Origin of the sequence: Pseudoalteromonas sp. SIMBA_162, assembly GCF_046535955.1 — a bacterium.
Lineage (GTDB): Bacteria > Pseudomonadota > Gammaproteobacteria > Enterobacterales > Alteromonadaceae > Pseudoalteromonas > Pseudoalteromonas marina.
Map to the genome: position 1 here is coordinate 46,756 of NZ_JAWJBQ010000001.1, position 18,470 is coordinate 65,225.

Annotated in this window: 17 protein-coding genes; 6 read left to right on the forward strand and 11 right to left on the reverse strand. The window is 39.0% G+C overall.

Translation table 11 applies throughout. From position 1 onward, the window contains the following. Positions 1-3 precede the first annotated feature (3 nt). From R0J88_RS00170 to R0J88_RS00185, 4 genes are all read left to right on the forward strand, one after another. The gene (locus tag R0J88_RS00170; protein ID WP_039037902.1) at positions 4-225 is read left to right on the forward strand and encodes a hypothetical protein; all 222 of its coding nucleotides are present in this window, start codon (positions 4-6) and stop codon (positions 223-225) included. 243 nt (positions 226-468) lie between these two features. Continuing rightward, entirely contained in the window at positions 469-1,791 is a 1,323-nt protein-coding gene (locus R0J88_RS00175) for a PAS domain-containing methyl-accepting chemotaxis protein (RefSeq protein WP_410898700.1), read from the forward strand. 398 nt (positions 1,792-2,189) lie between these two features. Further along, positions 2,190-3,257 (forward strand): hypothetical protein, encoded by a 1,068-nt coding sequence (locus R0J88_RS00180; RefSeq protein WP_410898701.1) that lies wholly within the window; start codon positions 2,190-2,192, stop codon positions 3,255-3,257. A 54-nt stretch (positions 3,258-3,311) separates the two neighbouring features. Then, the gene (locus R0J88_RS00185) at positions 3,312-4,367 is read left to right on the forward strand and encodes a hypothetical protein (protein WP_410898702.1); all 1,056 of its coding nucleotides are present in this window, start codon (positions 3,312-3,314) and stop codon (positions 4,365-4,367) included. 47 nt (positions 4,368-4,414) lie between these two features. Here the strand turns inward: R0J88_RS00185 and ttcA are convergent, their stop codons facing one another. The 11 genes from ttcA to ccoN all read right to left on the reverse strand — a co-directional run bounded on the left by ttcA (position 4,415) and on the right by ccoN (position 14,443). Continuing rightward, positions 4,415-5,326 (reverse strand): tRNA 2-thiocytidine(32) synthetase TtcA, encoded by a 912-nt coding sequence (gene ttcA / locus R0J88_RS00190; protein ID WP_410898703.1) that lies wholly within the window; start codon positions 5,324-5,326, stop codon positions 4,415-4,417. 95 nt (positions 5,327-5,421) lie between these two features. Further along, the gene (uspE, locus tag R0J88_RS00195; RefSeq protein ID WP_410898704.1) at positions 5,422-6,348 is read right to left on the reverse strand and encodes a universal stress protein UspE; all 927 of its coding nucleotides are present in this window, start codon (positions 6,346-6,348) and stop codon (positions 5,422-5,424) included. A 100-nt stretch (positions 6,349-6,448) separates the two neighbouring features. Further along, positions 6,449-7,180, reverse strand: a complete 732-nt coding sequence (locus tag R0J88_RS00200; protein WP_006794303.1) for an FNR family transcription factor — start codon at positions 7,178-7,180, stop codon at positions 6,449-6,451. A 67-nt stretch (positions 7,181-7,247) separates the two neighbouring features. Continuing rightward, positions 7,248-7,919 (reverse strand): sulfite exporter TauE/SafE family protein, encoded by a 672-nt coding sequence (locus R0J88_RS00205; protein WP_410898705.1) that lies wholly within the window; start codon positions 7,917-7,919, stop codon positions 7,248-7,250. Continuing rightward, complete coding sequence (gene ccoS / locus R0J88_RS00210; protein WP_006794301.1) at positions 7,912-8,079, reverse strand: cbb3-type cytochrome oxidase assembly protein CcoS; 168 nt, start codon at positions 8,077-8,079, stop codon at positions 7,912-7,914. Before ccoS ends, R0J88_RS00205 begins: the two co-directional genes overlap by 8 nt. Beyond that, entirely contained in the window at positions 8,076-10,451 is a 2,376-nt protein-coding gene (locus R0J88_RS00215) for a heavy metal translocating P-type ATPase (RefSeq protein ID WP_410898706.1), read from the reverse strand. The genes ccoS and R0J88_RS00215 overlap by 4 nt, the downstream gene beginning before the upstream one ends. Positions 10,452-10,459: 8 nt before the next feature. Then, entirely contained in the window at positions 10,460-10,951 is a 492-nt protein-coding gene (locus R0J88_RS00220) for a FixH family protein (protein ID WP_006794299.1), read from the reverse strand. A 149-nt stretch (positions 10,952-11,100) separates the two neighbouring features. Further along, positions 11,101-12,135: a c-type cytochrome gene (locus tag R0J88_RS00225; protein ID WP_008126414.1), complete on the reverse strand. Its 1,035-nt coding sequence runs from the start codon at positions 12,133-12,135 to the stop codon at positions 11,101-11,103. Next, positions 12,132-12,317: a CcoQ/FixQ family Cbb3-type cytochrome c oxidase assembly chaperone gene (locus R0J88_RS00230; protein WP_006794297.1), complete on the reverse strand. Its 186-nt coding sequence runs from the start codon at positions 12,315-12,317 to the stop codon at positions 12,132-12,134. Before R0J88_RS00230 ends, R0J88_RS00225 begins: the two co-directional genes overlap by 4 nt. Before the next feature lie 5 nt (positions 12,318-12,322). Further along, positions 12,323-12,997, reverse strand: coding sequence for a cytochrome-c oxidase, cbb3-type subunit II (ccoO, locus tag R0J88_RS00235; protein ID WP_006794296.1), 675 nt, complete (start codon positions 12,995-12,997; stop codon positions 12,323-12,325). A 12-nt stretch (positions 12,998-13,009) separates the two neighbouring features. After that, positions 13,010-14,443 carry a cytochrome-c oxidase, cbb3-type subunit I gene (ccoN, locus tag R0J88_RS00240; RefSeq protein WP_006794295.1) on the reverse strand — a complete coding sequence of 478 codons (1,434 nt, stop codon included), beginning with the start codon at positions 14,441-14,443 and terminating at the stop codon, positions 13,010-13,012. Positions 14,444-14,780: 337 nt separating this feature from the next. Between ccoN and R0J88_RS00245 the strand changes: the two genes are divergently transcribed. Beyond that, complete coding sequence (locus R0J88_RS00245) at positions 14,781-15,206, forward strand: hypothetical protein (RefSeq protein ID WP_010557291.1); 426 nt, start codon at positions 14,781-14,783, stop codon at positions 15,204-15,206. A gap of 784 nt (positions 15,207-15,990) precedes the next feature. Further along, complete coding sequence (locus tag R0J88_RS00250; RefSeq protein WP_410898707.1) at positions 15,991-18,435, forward strand: TonB-dependent receptor; 2,445 nt, start codon at positions 15,991-15,993, stop codon at positions 18,433-18,435. Positions 18,436-18,470: the final 35 nt, after the last annotated feature.

The following is an 18,470-nucleotide window of genomic DNA, read 5'->3' on the forward strand; positions in this document are numbered from 1 at the left end:
CTTATGAAAACCTCATTTACAATAAATCGCATTACTACAAGTTTTGGCATATTTAGAGTAAAAGGGCTGTGGTGCACTCAATACGAAAACATCGATAGCGTAGAAATAACCTCGCTACAAATAATGGGAACAGACGGTTGGGTACGTATAAGTCACCAATATGAAGAAAACGCCCAGTGCATAGAAACGTTATTACCTGCACTATTACTGCATTTAAAAGCGTAAATGGGGCTTAAACAGTGATTTTAGTAAAATAGCCCATCGTAAAGTTTGACTTATATGGAGGCTATATTAAAGTAATAAATGGTCCCAAATGTGTGTTAAGTGTTTACTTTACCATGTAAAAGTCTTGGTTTTGGTTGAACTTTAAGCAAATTATTTAACGCTAGGGCAAATTTCATTTATCACGTAGATAAATTAGCCTCTGCATTTATAAATTTCATACCTCGAGTATTAGTAAGGATATTAATGTTTTTTTCTAATAGTAAACAAAACGAAATAGCATCTTTAAAAGCAGAGCTTTACCCACTACAACAAGTATGGGAAGGCCTTAATCGTGAAATGCTAGTAATTAATATTCTTTATGACGGACGAATTTCCCACGCAAACGAGCAGCTCCTTAATATGCTGGGCTATCGAGAAAATCATATTATTAATACTCCGCTTTTAGATATTATTTCTGAACACTCCCAACACTCAGACGAGTACAAAAGCTTACAAAAAGCGATTAAAAAAGAGGGCCATTGGGGGGGCGCGTTACAATTTATTCGCCAAGACGGTCAAGTAGAGTGGTTACGTTTAATTGTTCACCCTGTAAAAGGAGAACAAGATCAGCTTTTATATTTTTCTATTTTTTGTACTGTATTAACCAAAACAATTTCAGCATCGCGTGAGCAAAGTGACACAATCAAGGCGATTTACCGATCAATGGCGGTTATTGAATTTGATTTAGAAGGACATGCATTAAAGGCTAATCAGCAATTTTTAGATGCAATGGGCTACAAAGAAAAAGAAATATTAGGCCAACATCACCGTATTTTTTGTGAGCGCGAAGAGTCAGAATCACAAGAGTATCAGGCCTTTTGGTCAAAGCTCAGGCAAGGACAGTTTATAGCGTCTCGATTTAAACGTGTTGATAAGCATGGCAACATTGTCTGGTTAGAGGCCTCTTACAATCCTATTTCTAATGATGCCGGAAAGCTTTATAAAGTAATGAAGTTTGCGACTGTCATTACGAAGCAAGTAAACCGAGAAATTGCGATTTCTCAAGCTGCCGAAATTGCCTACAGTACCTCAACACAAACAGATAAAAAAGCAGAACAAGGCGCTGAAGTAATTAAAGACACAGTGGCTGTTATGACAGAGCTTGCTATAAATATGGAGCAAGCGGCCAGCGAAATCTCTGCATTGGATCAACAATCTCAACAAATAGCGAGTATTGTTCAAAGCATTAGTAGTATTGCTGAGCAAACTAATTTACTTGCACTCAATGCAGCTATTGAGGCCGCCCGTGCTGGTGAGCAAGGCCGGGGGTTTGCCGTTGTAGCAGACGAGGTTCGTCTACTCGCATCACGCACATCTAAAGCAACAGAAGAAATTGTTGAAGTTGTACAGCGAAATCAATCGCAAACCCAAAACACGGTTGATGTAATCGAAAAAGGGAAAGAAAAAGCAGAGCAAGGCTTAGCTTTATCTAAAGAGTCGGGCAATGTTATGAGTGAAATACAAAATGGTGCTCAAGAAGTTGTAAATGCTATAGGGCAATTTACAAGCGAGCTTAAAGGTCAATAAAGTCAGTTAAAAATTTTTGCCAAGGCTAAACCACGTTTAGGCTTGGCAAAATAGATTGCACTCCTCAGCTATATTTTTACAAACCCACCATATAATTCCAAAAAAGACAATTTTTAAATTGTTGATTAAAAATAAATTTTGTTTTGATCTTATATAAATGATAATAAATTGTTGCATTTTTGTTCTTTGTTCCTAATACTGGTCATTGTCTGGACTGATCAGTCATACTTAATTTGCTTAACTAAGTACATTACCTAAGGCAGGTAAAATAGAGTTATAACTCGCTGATAGTAGAATCAGGTTATTTCCTCTAATGCTTAATATTGCAGATAAGTAAAAAAGACACTAATAATGAATACCTTAACAAATAATATTTAACACACACATTAAGGAATTTTATGAACAACACACACACACACAAGTGGATAAAACCTCAGCATATAGTGGGCGCATGCCTTGCTATGCTAATGAGTTTTTCAGCTGCAAGTAAAGATCACAAAATAATATTAATTCATGGTTTGCAGGTATCTCAAATAACCAATAAATCAGGAAGCGACGTTGTAAATGATGGCGAAACATATTGGCAGTCGTATTGGAATAACAGAGCAGATGAACGAATTGATTGGCCTGCCTACGAGCGTGTTGAAGGTAAAATAGCAACAGATTGGGTTTGGCCTAAATTAAAGCAATTATCGCGCTCAAACTTATGTGCCGATGGCTGTGTATTAGTGACTCACTCTACTGGGGATTTAATTGCACGCCATATTATAGATAACCAAGCAAACTGGCTTGAAAACGCAGGGCTTTCTCCACTTAATATAGTTGCTACATTCGATTTAGCTGGTGCTGGTGGCGGTAGTGAACTTGCTGATGTTGCTGTAAGCGCACTTACAGGTGCCTCATGGAATTTTGCTATAGATGCTGCACTTAGATGGTGGCTAGGAAACGATGTTACTGAAGCGGTTGGCGTGTTACATGATTTAAAAGTAAATAATGCGCGTAAAATTTCTCCATTTCCAGATGCGCGTACACCTCGTTTACGTTTTGTTGCCGACGGTAATGAATACTTAGGGATCACTGGCGCATTTTTAAAAGGTAATGATGATTCGGTTGTCGCGTCGCACTCATCATGTGGTGCAAGCTCAGCGCGTTCATTTGGTAGCTGTAGCAGCAGTATTGGTACTGATGGTCGATTAAAATCACAAAGTGATGCGGTAAATAGTTTTATGCCTAACCATTACCCTATGATGATGAGTGACAGCTACAGTCATAATGAAATTCATAATGCTCAGCGTAAAGGTAATGTAACCATTGCTATGAATAATATTAATGTCGACGGACAAAATGTTGGCTTTAATACATTTGATCAAACAACGGGTACGTGGTTTTGGAAAAAGAACTACCGTTATATTAAAAACTCAAACACAACGAGTGCTTCTGCATTAATTTATAATGTGATCCCATAAGCGTTAAATGTGCAGCTTTTTTAAGCTGCACTTTTTATAAGGATTGAAGTATAAATGATAAAAAAAATCCTAGTAGTCATTTCAATAATGGCTATATTTGCTTTACTAGTATGGCCCTCTCAAGAAGAGATAGAGACTGAGGTTTCTGTTGTTAAGGTAAAACAGCCTGCCACCGTTGAGCATAAATCAAACTTACAAAAAAGCACTGCAAATTTGCCCGCTAAATCACCACAGAAGCATAAAGTAACAACAGATTATAATAGCAACTTAGCAAAAGCAGCAGAGCAAGTTGCCACTCAATACGAGCATGCACTTAAATATCCACCGTATTCACAACCCTTGTCTGAATTTGATGGAGACCGTTTAAAACCTAATCAATTTTATCCTGTTGAAAGCCCAATAGATGACAAAGGAAATGCGGTTACAGTCAGTCTTAGTAAATATAGGTTTGTATATCCAGAAGAAATAACATTAAAAGTCAGCGCAGGTGGCCTTAAAAATGTGATTGTAGAGCTTGCCAATACAGATACAAAAGAGATAGTAACAACTTATAAAAGTAACGCGCGAGAGGGCGAAGCCAATGTTATTTTTAAAGCAGAGGAAGACTACCCGCGAAATTTACAAATATTTGTTGAAGCTAATGTTGATGGGAAACAAATTCCTGTAGTGGCACAAATTCAATATATGCCACCGAGTGCGACACTTATTGGTTTTGAGTCGGCATACCCACAAAGTGAAAACATGCTTATACCAGCCAATTTAAAAGTAGTAAAAAAGGGCCTGTACCGTATTCGGGCGAACCTTTTTACTGGCGACACACCCCTTGCGCACTTGGTCAGTAAACAACGTTTAAGTGAAGGAAGCCAGACGATTGATTTAAAAGCGCACTGGTCAATTTTGCCGCAAGGCATGGCTGATATGCGTTTGAGTGGATTTGTAATTGAAAGGATGTCGCCAAGTCCTGGCGAGCGAAACAGTTTTGGTAATAGTGAAATTAGCCACTTTGATATAAATGACTTTCCTTTTGACAGTTTACAACAGCTGCCATATCAACCTAATGAGCAAGAAAAATTAAGCTTGGAGTTTTTAAAAGGATTAGCCGACGGTTAAACTAGTTTTGGGTTTGCTTTAATGCAAACCCAAAAAATACAACTTAGTTAGCTTAAGTTAATTGTAACAACGCCAGCGTTTTCTTCGTCTGTATCGCTGTTGACAGGTACTTTAGGAATATCTGGCTTGTCGAGTGCAATATCGCCGCCATCAATCACTTCACCCGTTTTTAGGTTTTCAAAATCAAATAATTCAGCATCGGCTAAATGAGATGGCACAACATTTTGCATGGCTGTAAAAATACTTTCAATCCGACCCGGATGGTCTTTATTCCATTGCGCTAACATGTTTTTTGTATGTTTACGCTGCAAGTTTTCTTGAGAACCACACAAGTTACACGGAATGATAGGATAGCCTTGAGTAAACGCGTATTTGCTAATGTCTGCTTCTTTACAGTACGCAAGCGGGCGGATAACCATATGCTCGCCGTTGTCGCTCATTAATTTAGCAGGCATACTTTTTAGTTTTCCACCATAGAACATGTTTAAAAATAGTGTTTCAATCATATCGTCTCGGTGATGACCCAGGGCAATTTTAGTTGCACCAAGTTCTTTAGCTGTGCGGTATAAAATACCACGGCGTAAGCGAGAACAAAGCGAGCAGGTGGTTTTACCTTCAGGAATTATGTCGGTGACAATGCTGTAGGTATCTTCTTCTACAATTTTGTACTCTACATCGAGTTTGTTTAGGTACTCGGGCAAAACATGTTCAGGGAAGCCGGGCTGTTTTTGGTCGAGGTTAACAACTACAAGATCAAATTTAATGGGGGCAACACGTTTAAGGTGCTGCAGCATTTCAAGCATTGTATAACTATCTTTACCACCAGAGAGGCAAACCATTATACGGTCACCTTCTTCAATCATGTTAAAGTCCATAACCGCTTGGCCGGTTAAACGGCGTAAACGCTTTTGTAACTTATTAAAGTTATATTGAGCTTTGGCTTGAGCTGAGTTAGACACTACGCCCCCTTAGTAAACAATGCAGCAAATTACTTGCTAGAAATAAAGGGGCGTATTATATGTTATTAGCATATCGGGAGCTACAGCAAAATTTATTAATCTTTTGCCAGTGGGCTAACGTAGCCGTCTGGTTTCAGTGCTAATACATCGCAGTCTAGGCTATCTATTACATGCTCTGCAGTATTGCCAACTAGCGCAGCACTTAACCCAGTACGTCCAACAGTTCCAATAACCACTAATTCACTATTCAAACGATTTGCAATATCAGGAATTACATCTTCTGGTAAGCCTTCTTCAATAAAGCATTGCTCAGTAGTTAATGTAAATTCAGCAGCCAGTGCATTAGTTGATTCTATATGGTGTTTTTTAACTGATTCGTTGTAAAGACTTGGATTAAACTCTGGTATTTCAATGGCTATATTAATAGGGGTGGCAGGGTATGCATTGACTAAGTTAAGTTTTGCATTAGCAAGCTCACATAAAAATTGCGCGTCTTTGATTATACGTTTATTTAACGCTATATGCTGATCATTTTCGCTCACTGCGTTAACAGCAGCTAGAATATTGCCATTTTCAGGCCATGCCATTTCTTTTACAAATAACACCGGAGTAGGGCATTTACGTACCAAATGCCAATCTGTAGGGGTAAATATCACCGATTTTAGTGCACCATGTTGATGAGTGCTTTTAATGACTAAATCGTAATTTTGATCGATAACTGTTTCAATAATGGCTTCGTAAGGGCGGTTATGCCAAACAACTAATGTTTCAATATTTAAGTTATTGTAAGGTGAAACTAAATCGTTGAGCCAGAGTTCGCGGTCTTTTAAAACGGCTTCGCGCATCGCTTCACGCTCATCGCCTGAAAGCATCGTTGTCATTTCATAAGAGAAGTCATAGACCGTCATGAATGCTGTAATTGTTGCGCCAGATTTTTTTGCCAGTTCGACTGAGCGCGCTAAACCATGTTGATCGTCTTTGGTGGGGTCAATAACCGCAAGAATGCGTTTAATTGTGTTCATGTGCTACTCCATTTATCTAACTGGTGTACTTTTAGTGTAACTCAAATACAAAACAGTTAAAGGCTTAGCACATAAATTGTTGTTCTATATCAATGTATATCTATTTAACAATGGCTGCTGCTTTAGCGAGTGCATCATTATCTAAAATAGTAATAAACTTGCCTTCTACTTTAATTAAATCGGCTTTTTGAAAGCGACTTAATAAACGGCTAATGGTTTCTACTGTAAGACCTAAGTAATTACCTATTTCACCACGGGTCATAGTAAACCTAAACTCTTTGCGCGAAAAACCACGCTCACCAAATCGCTCAGACAAGTTATAAATAAAACTAGCTAGGCGTTCTTCTGCCGATTTTTTGTTAAGCAGTAAAAGCATTTCTTGATCGTAGGTAATTTCACTGCTCATTAAACGCATTATTTGCTGGCGTAGTTTAGGTAATTTACCTGCAAGCTCGTCAAGAGTGTCGAAGGGAATTTCGCAAATCATTGAGGTTTCTAGGGCTTGAGAAAAGCTCTGATGTGCCATTTTACTAATGGCATCAAAACCAACTAAGTCACCTGCTAAATGAAAGCCAGTAATTTGCTCATCACCTTGCTCAGACAAGGTGTATGATTTAAATGAGCCAGAGCGTACAGCATAAATTGCTTTTAATGGTGCACCTGATTCAAATAAATAGTCACCTTTGTGTAATGGTTTTTTTCGCTCAATAATTTCGTCAAGCTTATCCATTTCTTGGCCATTTAACGAAAACGGTAAACACAATTGGCTTATGCTGCAGTTATTACAGCTAATAGCACAATTACCTTTAGCGCGACTTTGAGTGAAATCCATAATTTTATCCGTTTTAGTTTTTATATACAGGGGCAAATAAACCTGAAAAGGTTAATACATTTTAACATTAATGTACTAACTTGTCGGTTGCAATAATCAATAAGTAGATACCATACCAAATTATAACACTGCCTAATACTATTCGGGTCCAAGGATGATTTATAATGGTATTAAGTTTTTGCGCAGTGATCCCTACTGTGATCATGGCAGGAAATGTACCTAGTGCAAAACATAGCATAACTATTGCGCCATCAAATGCTGTGGGGCTCGTCATTGCCCAGGTTAGCGCTGAATAAACCAAACCGCACGGAAGCCAGCCCCATAAAGCCCCATAGCCTATGGCTTTTACTGTTGAGTCAACCGGCATTAAATATTTGTTAAGCTTAACAATATGCTGCCAAATAAGTGTTTTACCCACTTTTTCAAGCCATTGAAGTGTAGGTCCTAAGCGCATTATGTAAACGCCTACCAACAGCATAAAAATTGCTGCAATAAATGAAAGCGTTATAGAAAATGATGTGTTTTGTTTAGCAAATTGGCTGCTTATACCCGCAACGAGTGAGCCTGCAAGCATGTAACTTATTGCTCGCCCTATATTATAAGCAAATGAATAGGTAAGTGTTTTACGTTTGTCGCTGGCTAATTGTAAAGAGCTGGCAATTCCTCCACACATTGCTATGCAGTGGCCGCTGCCAATCAAACCCATTAAAAATGCGCTAATGTATAAAGGGTCAATCATTACTTTTGTTATGCTGCTCTTTGTCATCTTCAAACAAAATACTGTGGCCTTGTTTGTTCAAATCAGAAAACTGCTCGCTTCTTACCGCCCAAAAAAATACACCAATGGCAATAAGCACAAACAATATGGCAATGGGGATCAAAATATAAATTATGCTCATAACTTTAATAGCCTTAGTGAATTACAAATCACAATAATTGAGCTGGCAGACATACCAATGACGGCCATCCATGGAGCAACTAACCCAAGTGCTGCAAGCGGTAATATTGAACCATTATATAATAAAGACAATGTTAGGTTTTGTTTAATAATACGCCGAGTCTGTTTAGCTATATTGAGTAAGTGATCAATAGACGCTAAATCGCTATTTAGCAGTACAACATCGGCGCTGTTTTTTGATATATCAGCGCCAGTTTCCATTGCAATAGACAAATGGGCACTTGCAAATACAGGGCTATCGTTTATGCCATCACCCACCATAGCGACCACCTCATTTTGAGATGAAAATGCCTCTACGGCTATTTGTTTATCTTGTGGTGAGCAACCAGATTGCACGCTGTCTAAGTTTAATTGCTTAGCTACTTTTTTGCCCGCATCTGACGCATCGCCAGTAAGCATGTGGCAAGTTAATTGCTGCGCATGTAACGATTTAATTAAACTTTGAGCATCGTGCTTTACTTTATCTACAAAATAAAAACGTGCCACAACGTGTTTGTTTATATACAAACTGGCTTGCGCGTTTGTTTTTTGACTATCAAACCAACCACTTTTACCTATAGCGTAGTGGGTGGTTTCATCTTGTGCACTAATCCCTAAACCTGCGTGCACTTCAATGTTATGAAGACTATGCTTTGCTGGAGTGTAGCCGTCAAATGCACTTGCAATCGGGTGCTCAGAAAAGCGCTCCAACATTGCTGCAATAGCCATTACATCATCTTTTGAGTAGCTGTTGTCGATAATATCTACTTCATCAAGGCTAAATTTACCTTGTGTGAGTGTGCCTGTTTTATCAAATGCAAATAAAGTTAGTTTCGAGAGGGTTTCAAGTACATGGGCTTGTTTAATTAAAATCCCCTTTTTGGTTAGGCTGGCAATTGCACAGGTTAGGGCTGTCGGTATTGCTAGGCTTAAAGCGCAAGGGCAGGTTGCGACTAATACTGAAATAGTAATCCAAAAAGCATGCTCGGGATCAATTTGATACCAACCAATGGCGGTCAACGAGGCAAATACCAATAAGCAAGCTACAAACCCTTGTGCTACTTTATCGGTTATTTCGACCAGCTTCGGCCGCTTTGTGAGCGCATTGTGTTGCAGACGAATAATTTGATTTAAAAGGGTGTTTTGACCTATTTTATTTATTTTAATTTCAATAACACCATCGTGGTTTACACAGCCGGCATACACATTATGGCCTATGAACTTGTTAACCGGTTGGTGCTCGCCAGTCATCATTGATTCATCAACGGTCGTTTTACCTTTAATGAGCTCGCCGTCAGCGGGAATGGTTTCACCTGCTTTAATAAGCACAACATCATTAAGTTTAAGCTTTTTAGCCGCAATAATTAGCTCTTCACCACTATCTGTAAGCGTGCGAGCCGTTAATGGTAGTAACTTTTGAAGGTTTGCTGTGTATTCACTCGCTTTTAAACGCGCTCTAAATTCTAAATATTTACCTAATAATAATAAAAAGGTAAACATGCAAATAGATTCAAAATATACCTCACCAACTTGCATAACGGTTGCATAACAACTGGCTCCGTAGGCGCCAAATATAGCTAAAGAAACAGGTAAATCCATATTAAGCTGTTTAGCTTTTAAGCCGTTAATTGCGTTGGTTAAGAAGGGCAGCGCACTATACAAAATAACAGGAGAAGCTAATACAAGGCTTATCCATCTAAAGTACTGTTCAAAATTACTATCCATACCTGAAAACATGCCAAAATACATGGCAAATGCAAACATCATTACTTGCATTGTCATTAGGCCTGCCACACCCAAGCGGCGAATGTATGCTTTTGCAGTTTGTTGTTTTTGTTGTGCTTCGGTATCGGCCTGAAATGGATATGCTTTGTAGCCTATTTTAGCCAAGGCGGTAATAACATCACTCAGTGGAGTTGCTGTTTTGTCCCATTGGATCATTGCACGGTTAGTTGAGGTATTTACATCTACCCGTTTTACAGTGTTTAAACTCAATAATTGCTTTTCTATAAGCCACGCACATGCGGCGCACGTAATGCCTTCAACACTCAGTAATACCTCTGAAATATTGTTGCTTGTGGCTATAAATTCATCTTGAATATCTTCGTTGTCGTAACTTTTAATAAATGCCAATTGCTCAGGAACAAGTTGCTCTACTTTACCCGCACTGACTGTGCGGTATTTGTAGTAATCAGTCATTCCTTGCTCAACAATATTTTGCGCTACGGCCTGGCAGCCAATGCAACACATTGGCTGAGGGGTATCGTCTATTGTTACTGTGGCGCTAAATCCCTTTGGCACACTTTCAAGGCAATGAAAGCAAGAATTAGACATAATAATAACTACTTATAGTTTGGCGTAACTAAAACGGTTTCAACCGTAGGTAGGGTAATGTTTTCTTTTAGTTTCCATGTTTTATCGATAGGTTCAACAAAAATGGAATAGGCACCTTCAGTGTAATTTTCAAGAAGTGCGGTGAATTCTTTGTTTGCATTCGCTGTAAGTGTCGCTTCAAAGTCGTGTGCTTTGATTGTGCGGTGATAAAACGATACTTTTAAAGCCGATACATTACTGCTATCGCCTTTGGTAAATTTAAAACTCACTCGGTCGTTAGTTACGGCTAATTCACCATGTAAGTAAAGTGCTTTTGCTTTCTCAAACTTACTGAGCTCTAAATTAATTGCTTTACCTTTTTTATAGTAATCATCAACGACCATATCTGGGCCATTGCCAATTGCCGTTATTAGTAAAGTAATACAGCCAACAATAGCTGCTAGCGGGAAAAAAATTAAAAACCAAGGCCAAAAGTTTTTATACCACGGAGTAGGTTGCATAGTGACTCTAATATTAGTTTCGAGGAGGTTATTTTATAGTAATTGTACGTAAAAGACTAAAAAAAAGCCTCCAAGTGGAGGCTTTTTTGATCTGGATTAATCTATTGAATTTAATAAATTAATTTATAAACATTCTATTAACAGCGTGCTTATTTATCTTGCGATAAGTTGTAAACGTACGCAGTTAAAAGGTGGATTTTATCTTCACCTAAAATGTCTTTCCACGCTGGCATTACACCGGCACGACCGTTAAGCAGTGTTTCTTCAACGGCACGTTGAGAACCACCGTATAACCATATGTTGTCGGTTAAGTTTGGTGCGCCAAACGGTAGGTTATGAGCAACAGAGCCTTTGCCGTCTGCACCGTGACACGCTGCACACATAGCAAACTTAGCTGCACCAGCGGCTGCATCTTTTTGGTTAACTGTACGACCAGAAAGGCTCAACACGTGTGCTGTCATTTCTTTTATACCTTGCTCACCTAATGCTGCTCCCCAAGGAGGCATAGCTGCAACACGACCAATTAGGAGTGTTTCTCTAATTTTGTCTGGTGTGCCACCGTATAACCAATCTTTATCAGTTAGGTTAGGGAAGCCAATGCCGCCACGTGCATCAGAGCCATGACACTGCGCACAGTTTTGTGAGAACAAACGTTGACCAATTTCTAGTGCTAATTGACCATCTGTTTGTTCATGCTCAGTACCATTTTCAAGGGCTAGCTGCTGTGCTGCATCACCATCAATTTTAGATTGAACCAAATCTAAAACAGGTACTTTTGCAAGTCGGTTAAAAATAGGACCAAAACGCTCTTCTGCTGCTTCGTACTCTTTATCAAGCTTTACAAAACGGCCTTCTTCAGCTGCTAACTTAACGGCTTCTTTCGATTCCGCTAAAGAGGTAATACCCTGATTAGAGCTTGTCCATTTACCTAACCCTTCCCAGTTACCTAAACCTGGGTATGCTGCTAGGTAGTAAACAGACCAAATAAACGTTGCGAAGAACATGTAAGTCCACCACTTAGGTAGTGGATTGTTCAGTTCGGTAATACCGTCATACTCATGCCCACAATCTTCACCTTCTTCAACACCAGCGTAGTTTTTTAAGTTCCACACTAATAGGCCAAAGATAATAAGTAAGCATGCTAGGGTTAAAACAATAACCCAAATACTCCAAAAGCTAGTCATTTTTCAGACTCCTTTTCCTCGTTAGAGAGTGTGTTGTTATGTTTTTTTTCATCTTCAAAAATGGCATTCGCGGCGTCGTCAAAACGATTTTTGGTACGCTTGCTGTATGCCCATACAACAATCACAATAAACAATACTAAAATTACCAGAGTTAAAATGCCTCTGTATGTTCCGTAATCCATAATAATTACTTCAAGTGCGTGCCAAGCTGTTGCAAATAAGCGATAAGGGCTTGCATTTCTGTTGCACCTTTACCGTCATTCATTGCATCAACTTTGGCAACGTCAGCTATTAGTTCTTCATCGCTACCGTAACCTAAACCCGGATGCTTTGGGTTTTCTGGGTTAATAGCGAATGTATCACGGAAAATTTGTAGTTTTTTCAGAGTTAAGCTGGTATCAACTGTGTTCTCTGCTAACCAAGGGAAACCTGGCATATTAGACTCAGGAACCACATCACGCGGGTTCACTAAGTGAGCATAATGCCAATCGTCCGAGTAACGTTTACCAACACGAGCAAGGTCAGGTCCAGTACGTTTAGAACCCCATTGGAAAGGGTGATCCCATACTGACTCGCCTGCTACAGAGTAGTGGCCGTAACGTTCAACTTCGTCACGAAAAGGACGGATCATTTGTGAATGACAGTTATAACAACCTTCACGCACGTATATATCGCGACCTTCCATTTCTAATGCATTTAGAGGACGTAAGCCATCTACTGGTTTTGTTGTGTCGTCTTGGAACATAAGTGGAGTAATTTCAACTAATGCACCAAAGCTAATAGCAAAAACAGTCAGTATGGCCATAAGGCCAACGTTTTTTTCTACTATTTCATGTTTGTTTTGTGAATTTTTATTGCTCATCATCTCACTCCGTTATGCTAATTGTGCTTGCGCGTCTAACTTCAGTGATTCTTTTTCAGCTGAAATTGTACGGAAAACGTTATAAGCCATAACTAACATACCTGTTACGATGAATACACCGCCAACAAAACGCATTATGTAGAAAGGATGTGATGCTTCTAAAGACTGAACAAAGCTATACATTAATGTACCGTCAGCATTTACTGCACGCCACATAAGACCTTGCATTACACCTGAAATCCACATTGCAACAATGTATAAAACAACACCAACAGTGTGTAACCAGAAGTGTGTGTTAACAAGCTTAATGCTGTACATACGACCTTGTGCAAATAGTGCAGGGATAAGGTGATAAATAGCACCAATAGAAATCATAGCTACCCAACCAAGTGCACCTGAGTGAACGTGGCCTACAGTCCAATCTGTGTAATGAGATAACGCGTTCACAGATTTAATTGCCATCATTGGGCCTTCAAACGTAGACATACCGTAGAAAGAGAGTGATACAACTAAGAAACGAAGTACTGGGTCAGTACGCAGTTTATGCCACGCACCCGATAAGGTCATTATACCGTTAATCATACCGCCCCAAGATGGAACGAATAAGATAATTGACATAACCATACCTAAACTTTGCGTCCAATCTGGAAGTGCAGTGTAGTGAAGGTGATGAGGACCAGCCCAAATGTATAGAGATACAAGCGCCCAAAAGTGAACGACCGATAAACGGTAAGAGTATACAGGGCGACCTGCTTGTTTAGGTACAAAGTAGTACATCATACCTAAGAAACCAGCGGTTAATAAGAAACCTACAGCGTTATGACCGTACCACCATTGAACCATCGCATCTACTGCACCTGCATAGATAGAGTATGATTTAGTTAACGATACAGGCACTGCCATGCTGTTCACAATGTGCAGTACTGCAACAGTGATGATAAAGCCAGCATAGAACCAGTTAGCAACGTAGATATGCGATACCTTACGTTTAATTAAAGTACCAAAAAATACAACTGCATAAATAATCCAAACAACAGCGATTAGAATATCGATTGGCCATTCTAGTTCAGCGTATTCTTTAGAGCTTGTAATACCTAATGGTAAAGTAATTACTGCTAATACGATAACTAGCTGCCAGCCCCAAAATGAAATTGCGGCAAGTTTGTCTGAGAAAAGGCGCGTTTGACAAGTACGTTGTACGACGTAATAAGACGTCGCAAAAAGTGCACTTGTACCAAATGCGAAAATTACTGCGTTCGTGTGTAACGGACGTAGTCGAGAGTAAGTTAACCATGGTGTATCAAAGTTAAGTGCTGGCCAAGCTAATTGGGCAGCAATCAGAACCCCAATACTCATGCCAACGATGCCCCAAATCACTGTCATAATAGCGAATTGGCGTACAACTTTATAGTTATACTCAGTTTGTGATGCTACTGTTTGGCTCATTTTCTGGCTTCCGCTGCAATAAATGCGTTTAGAAATGAATTACCCACTTAAAAAGTGGGGCCTACTATTACTTCACAAGCATGTTACCTAAAACGTTCAAAGCATGAATGCTTCAGAAAACAAACTCGAGAAACCCTAATTTTTGCGAGGGAAATAATAAATTTTTTGGCCTAAAAAAGATAGGTCAATTACGTAATATTATGACATCAATCAAACTTTGTGGCTTTGTTGTCTATTTTTTGATTAGCTGAGTGCCTAAATTTGATTATTTAGTGGGCCATGCTTGTCATTTATAAGCTTGATTATTAGTATCTGCTTTTATTCGGAGCGAATTTTTATGAAAGCAACCCAATTATGTTATGTGTTTTTGCTACTTTTATTGTTGACCGCCTGTGATTTTGATAATCAAAAAGACGCAAGCATACATAAAAATTCAAACTGCGAACCTAACCAAGAATGTACCTTCCCAAATAAGGTGAAAGTGTGGCTCAGTGATCAATCTCTTTCACCTGAAACACCTTTTACAATTTTCAGCAAATTACCCAACAATACAAAAATCAGCCAAGCAAAATTGAAAGGCATAACTATGTACATGGGATTTATCCCGCAGCAGTTTGTACAGCGAGGGGATTTGTGGCAAAGCGAAACCATGGTTGGCATTTGCTCAGAAAACAATATGCTTTGGACCCTTGAATTAACTGTTATAAATACAATCACTTCAACCGAAGATACCCTTAACTATTACTTTTATGTTACCTACTAACGAGCTTTAATAATATTACGAATTAACCAGTTAACCGATCACGTTTTATCCCAAATTTGTTGTTTACCTAAGCTTATAAACTTTTCTTTTTGATAGGTTCAAACTTGAACCTGTAATGCCAATGCGCAGCAAAACTTAATTAATTAAATGCACTAACCCTTTAGTCATTAGTGCTAAAATTTCAAAAAATACATCTAAAACTAATTTTTTAATTAGTCCTGTCAAAAGTGCGTAGTCACAAAGTTAAGCTCTCGCAAATGCCGTATTTATTCCAGCCAGCTAATTTGATTTATAACCATAGTTAATATCAACATCTCACATTATTTATATAGTGTAGACCAAATTATGAGCAGTTATGCCCACGCAAAATAAGCGAACTTATTATTCACTATGAACCAAAAGCTTTTCTTATGAGTTAGCAACTTTCAGGTGCTTTTACCTTTTTAATAATGGGGTGTGATTAAGTTGTTAATACCTGAATTATTGCTAAACAACAGGTGTAATTACATTTGATTACAAAGTAGAGGTGTTTGATTTCATCTGTACTTTAATTGTATAAAAATTATTTTAACTTATTAATTTTAAATTGTATTTTTATATTAACAATGAAACAAGTAGTAACCTTTGTACCTTTTTTAGGTTGGTCTTTTTTGTCTTTGTCAAAAACCACTCAAGCGTTAAGTTTTCGTTCAGTTAAGTGCGCTTAAGTTGCCTGCCGACTCATTCTTCTTATAACAAATGAGTTTTACCAATCTTGGTAAATTCCAACAAGTAGGATTCTTTCATGACTAAATCGACTCTTGGTCTAGCTGTAATAGCAGCCATCCCAATGTTTTCAAGTGTACATGTACTAGCAGCAGACGAAGCTGCAAATTCAATCGAAAAAATTCAGGTCACGGGTTCACGTATCAACCGTACTGATATGGAAACAGCCAGTCCAATTACCGTTATTGGCGATGACTTTATTGCAAAAAGTGGTTTCACTTCTGTTGCCGATATTCTCTCAACTCAGCCATCTGCTGCTGGTATAAGCCTTGGTGCTTCAAGTAATAATGGTTCAGGTGGCTCTGCAACTGTTAACTTACGTGGCATGGGGTCACAACGTACCCTAGTGTTATTAAATGGTCGTCGTATGGTTTCTTCTGGAACCGGTGCAGACTCTTCAGTTGATTTAAATACCATTCCTGTTGCAATGATCAAATCAATTGAAATCTTAAAAGATGGTGCATCAGCTGTGTATGGATCTGATGCAATTGCTGGTGTTGTTAACATTATCACTAAAAAAGATTTTGAAGGTACTGAGCTTAATGTTGAAGGAAGTCGCACAACTAAGGGTGATGGTAACAACTACGGTACTAGCTTATTACACGGCATGCAGGTTGCCGATGGTAACTTAGTTGTTGGTGCACAGTTTTCAAGCCGTGGCGAGGTGATCCAATCAGATCGTAGCTTTGTGCCTGCAGGGCAGTCTTCGTTTATTCCACAAGGTACGCTAGGCGGTAAAACATACGAAGGTAATGGTGAGTTTGCAGATAGAACAACATCGTACGACTTTACTACATCGAGTTATGCACAAACACCAAACGATCTGTACAGTTTATTTACAAGCTTTGATAAAGAGCTAGACGCTGATACCACATTCAATGTTGACCTTATGTATACACGCCGTGATTCATCACAGCAATTGGCACCTCAACCAGCCAGTGTAGATTTACTTACAGCAAACCTTGATAGCGAATACACCAATGCATTTATTGTCGACGGTGAGCTTGCCGATTCGCTAGAGTATCGCAGAAGAATGGTTGATGCTGGGCCGCGAATATACGAGCAAACAACAGACACATACCGTGCATCAGTGGCATTACAAGGTGTCTTAGATAACGATGCAAGCTGGGATGTAAGTGCTACATACGGCAGAAACGATTCTAAAGATAAAGTACAAAACTCTATTAATGCAAGCCAAGTAGAGCAAAGTATTTACGCAAACCAAGCAATTTGGTTTAGTGGTGATGCACTTAGCCGTGACTTTTTAACTGCTAACGATTCTATTTACACTGAAAGCAATGAAGGTGGAAATGAGCAGTTTATCCTATCTGCAGGTTATAGCGCACTAACCGATAGCGATATTGGTTACGCTATAGGTATTGAGAACCGTTTTGAAAGTGGTTTTTACACACCTGATTTAATTACACAATTGGGCCAAAGTACAGCAGCACAGCAAGATCCTACTGAAGGTGACTATTCGGTACAGTCTATCTACTTTGAAACATCGATGCCGGTATTAGAAGTCGTGACACTTGAAGGGGCTGCACGTTACGATAATTACTCTACCTTTGGTGGTGAAACAACGTGGAAGCTTGGTGCTACATGGGATGTAACAGATTCATTTATGGTTCGTTCTGTACTAGCTACCGGCTTTAGAGCGCCAAATGTTGCTGAACTATTTGGTGGCAACTCGGGCTCTTACGATTACCTAGCCGATCCATGGGGCAACGAGCAAGACGCACAAATCTTGGTAAATTACACCAGTGATGCAGACTTACAAGCAGAAGAAAGCCGTTCGTTTACATTTGGTATGGTGTGGGAAGTAGTTGACGGTTTATCTACAACACTTGACTACTGGAAGTTTGACATCACAAACGCCATCACGCGTTTAGATGTACAAAACGAAATGAACAACTGTTTTGCGGGCGACACGCAATCGTGTGATTCGGTAAATATTACTCCAGCGGGTGATTTATCAAACTTAAGCTCAGCATTAACCAATGTTGGCTCTCAAAAAACGTCAGGTATTGATTGGAACATTGGTTATACCGCCGATAACTACCGTATTAACTTAGATACAACCTACTTGGTTGAATTTGAGCAAGATGATATTGATTACACGGGGACTATTGACGGTAACATTGGTGGCTATTCTAAAATCAAATCTAACTTATCTGTAAACTACGATTTGTCTGATGCGTTTAGTGTGCTTTATAACGCACGCTTTATTCGTGGCATGAGTGGCGACTACTACGGCGAGTCGTTCAGCACAGATAATATTGTTTATCACGATATTTCAATGACGTACAACCTAAATGAGTCACTGAAAGTGACAGGTGGTATGAATAATATTTTTGATAAAGAGCCAGAAGAAGTACTAGGCGGAAATGACATGGGCACCGTACCTGAGATTTACGACGTAATTGGTTCACGAGTATTCGCAAGTATTAACTATAAGTTTTAACTGCAAACAAATACTTTAACCAGTGTTTAAGTTAA